The organism is Nocardioides marinus, assembly GCF_013408145.1.
Taxonomy (GTDB): domain Bacteria; phylum Actinomycetota; class Actinomycetes; order Propionibacteriales; family Nocardioidaceae; genus Nocardioides; species Nocardioides marinus.
On the sequence record NZ_JACBZI010000001.1, the window covers coordinates 2,500,542 to 2,513,031 of the forward strand.

Here is a 12,490-nt window from a genome sequence, read left to right on the forward strand (position 1 = left end):
CGCGCAGCCGGGGCCGTCCGACCGCCCGGGCGCGACCGCGCCCTGCCCGAGGAGACCCAGGAGGCCTCCCGTGACCACCTCGCTCCACCCACCCCTGCCCACACCCGACCCCACCCCCGAGCCACGCCGCCCCGACCAGCCGGCCGGCCGGGGCGGACTGCTCCGGGCCGCGTGGCGCTGGCACTTCTTCGCCAGCTTCCTGGTCGTCCCGGTCCTGCTGCTGCTGGCGGGGACCGGGCTGATCTACCTGTTCCGCTTCCAGCTCGAGCCGCTCCTGCACGCCGACCTCATGCGTGTCGACGTGCCCGCTGACGCGCAGGCGGCCGCCACCACCAAGACGCCCACCACCCAGCTCGACGCCGTGCGGAAGGCCTTCCCGGACGCCACGGTCGTCTCCGTCACCGAGCCCGGCGCGGCCGACGAGCCGACCCGCTTCTCGGTCACGACCGCCGACGGCGCCGGCCGGGACGTGTACGTCGACCCCTACGACGGCACCGTGCTCGGCTCCCTCGACCCGGACACGACGCTGTCCGGGTACGCCGTGCGCCTGCACGGGGAGCTGATGGCCGGTCGCCTGGGCGACGCCGTCATCGAGCTCGGAGCGTGCTGGGCCGTGGTCATGGCGCTGACCGGGTACTACCTGTTCTGGCGCGGCCGCACAGCGCGGCGTCGCCGGCGGGCGGCGGGTCGCCCCGGGGCCCGGCTGCGCTCCCGGCACGCCTCCATCGGACTCGTCGCCGGCGTCGGTCTGCTCTACCTGCTGGTCTCCGGCCTCCCCTGGACCGGCGTGTGGGGCGAGAGGGTCCAGACCCTGGCCACCGACAACGGCACCTCGATGTGGAGCCTGGACCCGGGAGCCGTCTCCGACCCCACGTCCACGCTGGACGAGTCCCTGCCGCACAGCCACGCGGGCGACGTGCCCTGGGCCATGGGTGAGGCGGAGGTGCCCACCTCGGACCCCAGCGGCCACGAGGGCCCCGTGGCGAACCTCGACACGGCCCTGGCCGTGGCCGACCGCGAGGGGCTGCGCCATCCCCTCACCGTGGCCCTGCCCTCGGACGACCCGGCCGAACCGGGCGTCTACTCGGTCATCGGCTACGCCTTCGACGCACCGTCCGACGAGCGCACGGTGCACGTCGACCGCTACAGCGGCCAGGTCGTCTCGGCCTACGGCTTCGACGACTACCCGCTGCTGGCCAAGGTCGTCTCCCAGGGCATCGGTCTCCACGAGGGCAGGTCGTTCGGCCTCTGGTCCTTCTGGGGCGCGGCCCTGATGTGCCTGGCGATCATCGCGATGTGCGTCACGGGTCCGCTGATGTGGTGGCGTCGCCGCCCGCGCGGGGCCGGCCGCCTGGGCGCACCGCGCGGCCGGATGCCGCTGCGCTCGTCGCCGCTGCTCGTGGTCGCGCTGGTGGCCCTGGGGGTCTTCCTCCCGCTGTTCGGGATCTCCCTCGTGGTCGTGCTCCTGCTCGACCAGCTCGTGCTGCGGCGGGTCCCGGCGCTCGCGGGCTGGTTCGACACCGTCCGCGCCTGAGGCCGCTGTCGGCCGGGGGGCACCGCGCCTCCCGGCCGACGGCGATGGCGACGGCGACGGCGACGGCGACGGCGACGGCGATGAGTCAGGGTCGGTGGCCTGGTCCACACTGGCGACCACCACGACCCGAGGAGGGACCATGAAGCTGCTGCTGACCTCAGGCGGCGTGAGCGTGCCGAGCATCCGCGAGGAGCTCGTGCGGCTGCTGGGCCAGCCGGTGGAGCAGAGCACTGCTCTGTGCATCCCCACCGCGATGTACGCCCACCCCTGGGTCGGCATGGGCGAGAAGCCGTGGCGGTTCGTCGCCGGCCGGGAGCAGAACCCGATGGTCGACCTCGGGTGGGCGTCCATGGGCCTGCTCGAGCTGACCGCACTGCCCTCCCTCGACCCCGACCTGTGGGTGCCGCGCGTCCGCGAGGTCGACGCCCTGGTGGTCGCGGGCGGTGACGTGCTCTACCTCGCGCACTGGATGCGTGAGTCGGGCCTCCTCGACCTGCTGCCCGAGCTGGAGGACACCGTCTGGGTCGGGCTCAGCGCCGGCAGCATGGTGATGACCCCGGAGGTCGGCGAGGACTTCGTCCAGTGGCGCCCACCCTCCGGCGCGAGCGACACCCTGGGGCTGGTCGACTTCGCGCTCTTCCCGCACCTGGCCCCGGACGGCGAGCCCGGCAACTCCCTGGCCGAGGCGCAGGACTGGTTCGGACGCGTGTCGGCGCCGGCGTACGTCCTCGACGACCGCAGCGCGGTCGTGGTCGCCGACGGCCGGACCCACGTCGTCTCCGAGGGCACCTGGCACCACTGGGACCGCTGAGCCGGACGAAAACAGGTGGCGCGGGGGCGCGGCCGCTCCTAGCGTGGCGTCGTCCCACCCCCTCCCGGCAGGAGTCGCCGTTGCTCGTGTGAGTACGCCGCCCCCGACCCGACCGCAGGCACGCGGCCGGGTCGCCCGACGTCCACACCCCGGAGCGACATGTCCTCTCCCCTGCCCACCCCCGCGCTCGCGCTGCACGCCCTCGACCTCGTCCGCCCCGACGGGACCGTGACGCTGCGGGGTCTCGACCTGCTCGTGCCGCCCGGACGCTCGGGCCTCGTCGGCGCCAACGGCTCCGGCAAGTCCACCGTCCTGCGGCTGGCCGCCGGACAGCTGGCACCCACCGCCGGGCACGTCACCACGACCGGACGGGTCGGCCTGCTGCCGCAGGACCTCGCACTCGACACCGCGCAACCGGTGGAGGACTTCCTGGGCCTCGGCCCGGTCCGCCGAGCGCTGCGCCGGATCGAGTCCGGCTCAGTCGACGAGGCCGACTTCGACGCGGTCGGCGACGACTGGGACGTCGACCAGCGGGCCCACGCCCAGCTCGAGAAGCTGGGACTGCCCGGCGAGCTCCTCGACCGCCGGGTCGGCGAGGTCTCCGGCGGCGAGGCCGTCCGGCTCGCGCTGGCCGGGCTGCTGCTGGCCCGGCCCGACGTGCTGCTGCTCGACGAGCCGACCAACAACCTCGACCGGTCGGCGCGGGCCCACCTGCATGGGGTGGTCGACTCCTGGCCCGGGACCCTGCTGGTGGTCAGCCACGACCGCGAGCTGCTGGAGCGGGTCGACCGGATCGGTGAGCTGCGCACGCCCCGGCAGGGCCCCACCCGGGTCAGCTGGTACGGCGGCGGCTGGTCGGCCTATGCCCAGCAGGTCGCCGCCGAGCGCGAGGCGGCCGACCACGCGGTGGCGGTCGCGCGAGCCGACGTACGACGGCAGCGACGCGACCTGCGCACCACCGAGCAGCTGCTCGCCGCCCGGCACCGCATCGCCCGTCGCGACGCACCGAACACGGTCAAGGCCGCGCGGGACTTCCTGCGCAACCGTGCCGAGAAGGCCGAGGGCGCCCTGCGCAGCGGGCAGGACGACCGGCTCGTCCGGGCCCGCGAGCGGCTCGAGAGCGCCGAGCTCGCGGTCCGCGACGACGCCGCGATCAGGGTGGACCTGCCCGGCACGACCGTCCCCCGCGGGCGCCGGGTGCTCACCACGCACGAGCTGGTGCTGCGCACCGGTCGTCGTGTCGACCTCGACCTCGCCGGGCCGGCCCGGGTGGCCGTCGTGGGCCGCAACGGCAGCGGGAAGTCCACGCTGCTGCACACCCTGGCCGGGGAGCTCGCGCCCAGCGCCGGCCGGGTCGACCGGCACGTCCCCACGGCCCTGCTGCGCCAGCGGCTGGACCTGCTCGACGAGTCGATGACGGTGGCGCAGAACGTGCACGCGGCCCACCCCGGCGCGAGCCCGACGCAGGTCCGCGCCCTGCTCGCGCGCTTCCTGTTCCGCGGGGCCGACGGCGACAAGGCCGTGCCCGCCCTGTCCGGCGGGGAGCGCTTCCGCGCGACGCTGGCGACCCTGCTGCTGGCCGACCCGGCACCCCAGCTGCTGCTGCTCGACGAGCCGACCAACAACCTCGACCTCGCGTCGTACGACGCCCTGGTGACTGCCCTCGCGGCCCACCGCGGGGCGCTGGTCGTCGTGAGCCACGACGCGGCGTTCCTGGAGGAGGTCGGCGTGGACCGGGTGCTGGACCTCGACGAGCCCCCCGTCGACCCGGTTCAGGCGAACAACGACTGACCCACGAACCCGTCCTCGCGCGTGCCCGGCGGGACGGCGAACAGCGCCGACCCGGTGACCTTGAGGTACTCCATCAGTGCGTCGTGGCGGGCCATCGCGCTCTGGATCGGGATGAAGTGGGTGTCGGGGTCGCGGACGTAGGCGAGGAAGAACAGCCCGGCGTCGAGCCCGCCCAGGGCGTCGGTGCCGTCCACGAAGTTGTAGCCGCGGCGCAGCATCCGTGCCCCGCCGTGGAGGTCGGGGTGCACCACCCGCACGTGGGCGTCCTGGGCGATGACGGTCGTCCCGTTGCTGCCGGGCATGTCGAGGTCGGGCGCGGTGTGCTCCTCCCCGCCCGACAGCGGGGCGCCGGTGCCCTTGGTGCGGCCGATGAAGTCCTCCTGGTCCCCCAGGGGCTGGCGGTCCCACACCTCGATGGTCATGTTGATCCGGCGCGCGACGAGGTAGGAGCCGCCGGCCAGCCAGTCGCCGGGCGACTCCCCCGCACCCACCCACACGTGCTCGTCGAGGGCCGCGGTCTCCTCGGCCTTCACGTTGGCGGTGCCGTCCTTGAAGCCGAAGAGGTTGCGGGGTGTCTCCTGTGCGGTCGAGGTCGTCGACGTGCGGCCGAAGCCGAGCTGGCTCCATCGGACCGCCACCGTGCCGAAGCCGATGCGGGCCAGGTTGCGGATCGCGTGCACCGCGACCTGGGGGTCCTGGGCGCAGGCCTGGACGCACAGGTCCCCGCCGGAGCGGGCCGGGTCGAGCGTGTCGCCCGGGAAGTGCGGCAGCTCGCGCAGCACCTCGGGCCGCCGGTCCGCCAGCCCGAAGCGGTCCCGCCCCTCGGCGTCGCGGAAGAGCCCCGGCCCGAACCCGATGGTGACGGTCAGCCCGCCGGGCGGCAGGCCGATCGCCTCCCCGGTGTCGTCGGGCGGGAGGTTCGTCGCACCCCCGACCGCGCCGATCGGCCCGGCGTCGAGTCCCTGCGTCATCCGCTCGGCCGCCTCGGTCCAGCGGCGCAGCAGGTCGACCAGCGCCGCGCGGTCCTCGGTGATGACGTCGAAGGCCGCGAAGTGCAGACGGTCCTGCGCCGGCGTGGTGATGCCGGCCTGGTGCACGCCGCGGAAGGGGTACAACGCCGCGACCGACCCCGCTGCCGACCCTGCGACCGACCCCGCGGACCCGGCCGGGTCCGCGGGCGAGCGCCCGACGGCGTACCCCCCGGCCGCGAGACCGCCACCGGCCAGCCCGGCGGTGATGCCCCCGAGGAGCCCACGACGCGAGAGACCCATTGCCATGACGACCGGCTCAGGCCAGGACCGCTGCGGTGAGCCGCGACAGCGGCTCGGACAGCGCGTTGACGGCGTTGGCGAGCTCCTTGACCTCGGCCGGCGACAGCTCGTCGTAGGACACGAACCCGTCCTCACCGACACGGTGCTGGTCGAGCAGCGCCTCGAGCTCGGCGAAGCGGTCGTCGAGCTCGGTCGCCAGGGCGGGGTCCTTGGTCTCGAGGATCGGCGCGACGCCCTCGAAGCCCACCCGGGCGCCGTCGACGTTGGCCTGGAAGTCGTAGAGGTCGGTCCGCGACCAGTACTCCTCCTCGCCGGTCACCTTGCCGGTCGCGACCTCCTCCAGCAGCCCGCGCGAGCCGTTGGCGATCTGGTCGACGGTGAAGTCGAGCTGCTGGATGCGCGCGTCGAGCTTCTCGGTGTTGGCCAGCAGGTCCTGGGCGAACTCCTCGCGCTCGGCGTCGCCGAGCGGGGCGTAGCCCTCGGCGCGCTCGGGCCACAGGTCCTTCTCGATCCGGTGCCAGCCGGTCCACTCCTGGCCGGGCTCGAGGTCGGCCTCGCGCAGGTCCATCTTGGGGTCGAGGTCGCCGAAGGACTCGGCGACGGTCTCGATGCGCTCCCAGTGGACGCGGGCGAGCGGGTAGAGCTCGCGGGCCGCGTCGTCGTCGCCGGCCTCGTAGAGGTCGACGAACTCGCGCGTCCGCTCGAGGAGCTGGTCGGACTGGTCGCGCACGTAGGTCGCGTACGACGTCAGCGCCTGCTCCACCAGCGCCTGCTCGTCCGCGGACACCTCGACCTCCTCGCCGGAGTCGGTCACCGTGAAGGCGGCCCGGATGCCCTCGCCTGTCATCCCCGGCTTGCACGCGGTGGTGTAGTCGCCGGCCGGGAGGTTCAGCACGAGCTGGCGGGTGGCCTGTGGGCCGACGTTCTCGACCTCGCCCTTGATGGCCAGGCCGTCGGCGTCGAGCAGGTAGAACTCGGTGACCTGCGACCCGGCGTTGGAGACGTCGAAGCGCAGCGTGCCGGAGGGGGCCTCGGTCGCCGAGAGCTCGCAGGCGTCCTCCGACGAGGTCACCGCCACGGTGCGGGCGTCGCCGCCGGCACCGTCGCCGGCGGTGTCGGTGCTCTCGGTGCAGGCCGCGAGCACGGGCAGGGCGAGCACGGCGAGGACCGCCAGGGCGGGACGGGTGGGGAGCAGGGTCGAGCGCATAGGGATGCCTTTCGTGGCAGCGGGTGTGGTGGAGCGGTCGGGGCGGGATCAGGCGGCGGCGGGCGCACCGGCCGGGAGGCGGGGGCGGCGCACGCGGCGTAAGAACAGGGCCAGGACGGGCACGACGTAGAGCAGCCAGACGGCGGCCTCGAGCCAAGTGGTCTGCGGGGAGAGGTTGAGGGTGCCCTTGAGCAGGGTGCCGACCCAGGTGCCGGGGCCGATCACGTCGGAGACGTCGAAGGCGTAGGAGTGCAGGCCGGGCAGCAGGGCGGCCTCCTGCAGGTCGTGGAAGCCGTAGGCGAGCACGCCGGCGGCGACGAAGACCAGCAGGACCCCGGTCCAGGTGAAGAACCGGGTCAGGTCGATGCTGATCGCCCCGCGGTAGAGCAGGTAGCCCAGGAGCACGGCCACGGCGATGCCGAGCAGGGCGGCCAGGATCGGGGTGGCCGTCTGCTCCCCCGCGGTTCCGCCGGTGGCCTGGCGGGTGTTGCTGTAGAGGATCAGCGTGGTCTCGAGGCCCTCGCGGCCGACCGCGAGCACGGCGACGAGGACGAGCGCCCACCCGCTGCCTCCGGCGGCCTGGTCCACCTGGCCGCGGAGCGTGGCGCCGATGGTGCGGGCCGCGGTGGCCATCCAGAAGATCATCCAGGTGACGAAGGCCGCGGCCACGATGGACAGCGCCCCGCCGACCAGCTCCTGGGTCTGGAAGGTGAGCTGGCGCGACTGGAGGCCGAGCCCGACGGTGATCGCCGCGCAGAGGGCCACGACGAGCCCCACGCCGAGCCAGATCCGCGGCAGCAGGTGGCGTCGGTCGCTCTTGACCAGGTAGGCCACGAGGATGCTCACGACCAGCGCGGCCTCGAGGCCCTCACGCAGTCCGATCAGGAAGTTGCCCAGCACAAGCACCACCGTAAGGCATAGGTAAGCCTTGCCTCACTAAGGGTGCCCTGTCTCACAGTGCGGTGGGCCGGAGCACGGCCCGGCGGTCAGCAGGTGCCGTCGACACCACACACGTCGGCGTCCCCGCCGGCGACGACCTCGACCGTGGGCCGGGACTCCTCCCAGGCCTGCTGCAGCACCCGGGCGAACACGTCGGTGGGCTGGGCACCGGACACGGCGTACCGCCCGCCCACGACGAAGAACGGCACACCGCTCACGCCGAGGTCCATGGCGGCGTCGATGTCGGCGACCACGGCGTCGGCGTACTCCTCACCCGACAGCACCTCGTCGACCCGCTCGGCGTCCAGGCCCACCGACAGCGCCTCGCGGCGCAGCACGACGTGGTCCCCGACGTCCTGGGCGTCCTCGAAGTACGCCGAGAGCAGCGACTCCTTGAGGGTGGCCTGGAGCGCGGGGCCGCCCTCCGCGAGCGCGAGGTGCAGCAGTCGGTGGGCGTCGATGGTGCGCGTGTGCAGGGTCTCCTGCAACCGGAAGGCCAGGCCCTCCTCGGCGGCGAGGTCGGTGAGCTGCTGCTGCATCTGCCGCATCTCCGCCTCGCTGCGGCCGTACTTGCGCGCGAGCACCGGCGTGGTCAGCTCGTGGCCGTGCTGCGGGGCGGAGGGGTCGAGCTGGAAGGACCGGTAGACGACCTCCACCTGCTCGCCGTGCTCGAAGTCGGCCAGCGCGGCCTCCAGGCGGCGCTTCCCCACGAAGCACCACGGGCACACGACGTCACTCCAGATCTCGACCTTCACGCAGGGTCCAACCGACCCGCTCGGACGGCCATTCCGCCCCTGAGGTGAAGAAGTGGTGAAGGTCAGGGTCGTCTCGGGGTCGGACCGGGGGCCGGGTCCGAGTCGCTCCCCGATGTGCCGGGCCCCCTCCCCACGCCAGGCTCGGTGCCATGATCGAACTCCTCGAGCTGACCAAGCGCTACGGCGAGCACCTCGCCGTCGACCACGTCTCGTTCACCGCCCTCCCCGGGCGCGTGACCGGGTTCCTCGGCCCCAACGGCGCCGGCAAGTCCACCTCGCTGCGCATCCTGAGCGGCCTCACCCCGGCCACGACGGGCACCGCGACCGTCCTGGGCCGCCGGTACGCCGACCTGCCCGACCCGGGCCGCGAGATCGGCGTCCTGCTCGACGCCTCCGCCCAGCACGCGGGCCGCACCGGCCGCGAGGTGCTGCGGGTCGCCCAGGAGACTATGGGCCTGCCCCGTGCTCGGGTCGAGGAGATGCTCCACCTCGTCTCGCTCACCGACGACGAGGCCAAGCGCCGCGTCCGGGACTACTCCCTGGGCATGCGCCAGCGCCTCGGCCTGGCCACCGCCCTCCTCGGCGACCCTGCGGTGCTGGTCCTCGACGAGCCCGCCAACGGCCTGGACCCGGCCGGCATCCGCTGGATGCGCGACCTGCTGCGCGGCCACGCCGAGCGCGGCGGCACCGTGCTGCTCTCCTCGCACCTGCTGCACGAGATCGAGGTCATCGCCGACGACATCGTGGTCATCGGCCAGGGTCGCGTGGTCGCGCAGGGCACCAAGGAGGAGCTGCTCCACGACGACCGCACCCTGGTGCGTGCCGCCGAGGTCGGCGCCCTGGCCGCCGCCCTCCAGCAGGCCGGCTGGACCGTCGAGCGGGTCGACCCCGCCGACCCCACCGCCGGCCTGCGCACCGACGCCTCCCTCGCCGTGACCGGCCAGGTGGCCCTCGAGGCCCGGCTCCCCCTGCTCGAGCTCCGCGCCGCCGACGGCGCCGGTCTCGAGGAGATGTTCCTCCAGCTCACCGCCGACACCCAGCGAGAGGCCGCCTGATGACCACCCTGACCACCACCTCGGTCCCGGCCGGCTCCCCGAGCACGCCGACCACCTCGTCGTACGCCGACCGCCCGGCCCCGCCGCCCATCCCCTTCGCCCGGCTGCTCAAGGTCGAGATGCGCAAGATGTTCGACACCCGCTCCGGCCTGTGGCTGATGGCGTCGGTGGCGATCCTCTCGGTGCTCGCCAGCGCCGCGGTCGTGCTGTGGGCCCCGGAGGAGGAGGTGACCTACGGGTCCTTCGCGGGCGCCGTCGGCATCCCGATGGCGATCATCCTCCCGGTGATCGCGATCCTCTCGGTGACCTCCGAGTGGAGCCAGCGCACCGGGCTCACGACCTTCACGCTCGTCCCGCACCGCGGCCGCGTCCTGGCCGCCAAGACGGTCAACGCCGTCGCCGTCGCGGTCGTCGGCATGGCCGTCGCCGCCGTCGTCGGCGCGGTCGGCAACCTCGTGGGCTCGGCCCTCAACGGCACCGACGTGGTGTGGGACATCAGCGTCTCCGACTTCGCCGCGATCGTGCTGGCCAACGTCCTCGGCGTCCTGATCGGCTTCATGCTCGGCGTCGTGCTGCGCTCCTCGCCGGCGGCGCTGGTGGGCTACCTGGTCTACGTCTACGTGCTGACCGGGCTGACCTTCACCCTGGCCGCCGCGCAGGAGTGGTTCGCCGACCTGCAGCCGTGGGTGGACTTCAACTACACCCAGGGCGCGCTGTTCGAGGGCTGGAGCAACACCGGGGAGTACTGGGCCCAGCTCGGTGTCACCTCGCTGCTGTGGCTGGTGCTGCCGCTGGCCGTCGGCTCCTGGCGGATGCTGCGCTCCGAGGTGAAGTAGCCGCCCGATGCCGGACCGGAGGGTGTGTCGTGAGAGGGGTTCACGACACACCCTCCGGTCGCATGCCACAGGCCGCACCGCACGCCGTGGGCGGGCCCGTCCACCCGCGCAGCGCCAGCACACCGCCGACCGTGACGGCCAGGCGGCAGGGCTCGAGCACCTGCTGCCATCCGATGCGCAGCGTGACGTCGCCGCGCGCGGCGGCCTCCAGGTCGCGCTCGAGGTCCGCCCAGCGGTCCAGGGCCCGGCTGTGGCCCAGCCGCCCGTCCAGCTCGATGTTCGTCCGGTACGCCGAATAGCGCACGTCCCGGAACACCGCACGACCCGCGACCGCGTCCCACGCCTGTCGGACGCCACGCGGCAGTGCGTGCCGACGCTCGACGTCTCGCAGGTAGCGACGCTCCAGAGGCGACTCGGCCCCCGACTCGACGTCACGCACGACGTCGAGCAGCAGCCGCCGACGCGGGAGCCTGCGCTGCTCGACCAGCACGTCCTCCAGCCTCGCCGGCACGGTCAGGCCCTCCCGCACCACGTCGGCGAGCACCGCCACGGCCTCGTCGTCGCCGCGAGCACGCGAGGCGACCATGAGGGCGGCGTGCTCCACCCGCAGGCGGGGCGGAGAGGCCCGGGGCAGGGCTGCGGCATCGAGACCCCGCAGCTGCACCGCCCTGACCCCGGGCACGGCATCGAGACGGCGGCCGTGCGGCACGGCGATCTCGACGACGCGGCGCTCCCGGTCCCAGCCGTCGCCGCCGCACGACCAGCCGGCACGCGACCCGCCGGCGCGCAGGGCCGACCGACCGGCCAGGACCGACCCCGGGTGGAGCAGCAGAGCGGCCCACTCCTCCTGCGCCGTCGAGAGACGACCCGTGTGGTCGACGTAGACCCCGTCACCCACCCGCACCCACTCGCGACGGCGCACCCGTCGCGCGACGAGCACCTCGCTCATGCCCGCGGCCAGCACCTGTCGTCGTGAGACCACCCCGGCCTGGCGGCGCAGCAGCCGATCGATCGCGTCCATGTCCCGATCGTGCGCGGGCGTGACGCCGCACGGAGGGCTCGCGGCCGGTGCTGTGGAGGGCGGTGCTCGGACCGGAGGGTGTGCAGTGAAAGGGGGTCACGGCAGAGCCTCCGGTTGCAGGCCGCCGGCGTACGACGCACGAGAGCCGAGCCCCGGGAGGGACTCGGCTCTCGTGGTGCTGCGCGAGGTGGCGCCGGCTCGGCCGGAAGGATGCGCCGGCTCGGCGGGGAGCGTCAGCGGGCGGCGGTGCCCTCGACGTAGTCGGTGTCGTGGCTCTTCACCCAGGCCATGAGCTTGCGCAGCTCGCGACCGGTCTTCTCGATCGGGTGCTGCTCGCCCTGCTCGCGGAACTTCGTGAACTCCGGGGAGCCGTTGTCCATGTCGGTGATGAAGCGCTCGGCGAAGGCACCGTTCTTGATGTCCTCGAGGACGGCCTTCATGTTCTCCTTGACCCGCTCGTCGATGACGCGGGGACCGGAGACGTAGTCACCGAACTCGGCGGTGTCGGAGACCGACCAGCGCTGCTTGGCGATGCCGCCCTCGTACATCAGGTCGACGATGAGCTTGAGCTCGTGGAGGCACTCGAAGTAGGCGACCTCGGGCTGGTAGCCGGCCTCGATGAGGGTCTCGAAGCCGTACATCACCAGCTGCGACGCGCCACCGCACAGGACGGCCTGCTCGCCGAACAGGTCGGTCTCGGTCTCCTCGGTGAAGGTGGTCTTGATGCCACCGGCCCGCAGGCCGCCGATGCCCTTGGCGTACGACAGCGCCAGCGGCCAGGCGTCGCCGGTCTCGTCCTTCTCGACCGCGACGAGCACGGGGACGCCGCGGCCGTCGACGTACTCACGACGCACCAGGTGGCCGGGGCCCTTGGGGGCGACCATGAAGACGTCGACGCCCTCGGGGGCGGTGATGTAGCCGAAGCGGATGTTGAAGCCGTGGCCGAAGACCAGCGAGTTGCCGGGCTGCAGGTTGGGCTCGATCTCGTCGGCGTAGAGCTTGCGCTGGTGCTGGTCGGGAGCCAGGATCACGACCACGTCGGCCTGGGCGGCAGCCTCGGCGGGGGTCATCACCTTCAGGCCCTCGGCCTCGGCCTTGGCGCGGCTCTTCGAGCCCGGCTGCAGGCCGATGGTGACGTCGACACCGGAGTCACGCAGCGAGAGCGAGTGGGCGTGACCCTGGCTGCCGTAGCCGATCACGGCGACCTTCTTGCCCTGGATCAGGGACAGGTCGGCGTCGTCGTCGTAGAACATCTCAGCCACGAGGGCTT

Annotated in this window: 11 protein-coding genes; 5 read left to right on the forward strand and 6 right to left on the reverse strand. The window is 73.4% G+C overall.

All coding sequences use genetic code 11. The features are described from left to right. Positions 1–70 precede the first annotated feature (70 nt). The 3 genes from BKA05_RS11870 to BKA05_RS11880 all read left to right on the forward strand — a co-directional run bounded on the left by BKA05_RS11870 (position 71) and on the right by BKA05_RS11880 (position 4,136). Positions 71–1,534 (forward strand): PepSY-associated TM helix domain-containing protein, encoded by a 1,464-nt coding sequence (locus tag BKA05_RS11870; RefSeq protein WP_343045642.1) that lies wholly within the window; start codon positions 71–73, stop codon positions 1,532–1,534. Positions 1,535–1,673: 139 nt separating this feature from the next. After that, complete coding sequence (locus tag BKA05_RS11875; RefSeq protein WP_179531615.1) at positions 1,674–2,345, forward strand: Type 1 glutamine amidotransferase-like domain-containing protein; 672 nt, start codon at positions 1,674–1,676, stop codon at positions 2,343–2,345. Between the two features lie 159 nt (positions 2,346–2,504). After that, positions 2,505–4,136, forward strand: coding sequence for an ABC-F family ATP-binding cassette domain-containing protein (locus BKA05_RS11880; protein WP_179531616.1), 1,632 nt, complete (start codon positions 2,505–2,507; stop codon positions 4,134–4,136). Here BKA05_RS11880 and efeB read toward each other — a convergent pair. The 4 genes from efeB to BKA05_RS11900 form a co-directional block, all read right to left on the reverse strand. Beyond that, entirely contained in the window at positions 4,118–5,413 is a 1,296-nt protein-coding gene (efeB, locus tag BKA05_RS11885) for an iron uptake transporter deferrochelatase/peroxidase subunit (protein ID WP_179531617.1), read from the reverse strand. The genes BKA05_RS11880 and efeB overlap by 19 nt on opposite strands. 10 nt (positions 5,414–5,423) lie before the next feature. Next, positions 5,424–6,614 carry an iron uptake system protein EfeO gene (gene efeO / locus BKA05_RS11890; RefSeq protein WP_179531618.1) on the reverse strand — a complete coding sequence of 397 codons (1,191 nt, stop codon included), beginning with the start codon at positions 6,612–6,614 and terminating at the stop codon, positions 5,424–5,426. A 48-nt stretch (positions 6,615–6,662) separates the two neighbouring features. After that, the gene (efeU, locus tag BKA05_RS11895; protein ID WP_179531619.1) at positions 6,663–7,514 is read right to left on the reverse strand and encodes an iron uptake transporter permease EfeU; all 852 of its coding nucleotides are present in this window, start codon (positions 7,512–7,514) and stop codon (positions 6,663–6,665) included. Between the two features lie 86 nt (positions 7,515–7,600). After that, positions 7,601–8,308: a DsbA family protein gene (locus BKA05_RS11900; RefSeq protein ID WP_179531620.1), complete on the reverse strand. Its 708-nt coding sequence runs from the start codon at positions 8,306–8,308 to the stop codon at positions 7,601–7,603. Positions 8,309–8,457: 149 nt separating this feature from the next. On the opposite strand from BKA05_RS11900, the gene BKA05_RS11905 reads away from it, so the two are divergent. Both BKA05_RS11905 and BKA05_RS11910 read left to right on the forward strand, forming a co-directional pair. Beyond that, entirely contained in the window at positions 8,458–9,363 is a 906-nt protein-coding gene (locus tag BKA05_RS11905; RefSeq protein WP_179531621.1) for an ABC transporter ATP-binding protein, read from the forward strand. After that, the gene (locus BKA05_RS11910) at positions 9,363–10,199 is read left to right on the forward strand and encodes an ABC transporter permease subunit (protein WP_179531622.1); all 837 of its coding nucleotides are present in this window, start codon (positions 9,363–9,365) and stop codon (positions 10,197–10,199) included. Before BKA05_RS11905 ends, BKA05_RS11910 begins: the two co-directional genes overlap by 1 nt. Before the next feature lie 40 nt (positions 10,200–10,239). Here BKA05_RS11910 and BKA05_RS11915 read toward each other — a convergent pair whose 3' ends face one another. Both BKA05_RS11915 and ilvC read right to left on the reverse strand, forming a co-directional pair. Further along, positions 10,240–11,220, reverse strand: coding sequence for a type IV toxin-antitoxin system AbiEi family antitoxin domain-containing protein (locus BKA05_RS11915; RefSeq protein ID WP_179531623.1), 981 nt, complete (start codon positions 11,218–11,220; stop codon positions 10,240–10,242). A 233-nt stretch (positions 11,221–11,453) separates the two neighbouring features. Next, positions 11,454–12,482 (reverse strand): ketol-acid reductoisomerase, encoded by a 1,029-nt coding sequence (gene ilvC, locus BKA05_RS11920; protein ID WP_298757689.1) that lies wholly within the window; start codon positions 12,480–12,482, stop codon positions 11,454–11,456. Positions 12,483–12,490 lie beyond the last annotated feature (8 nt).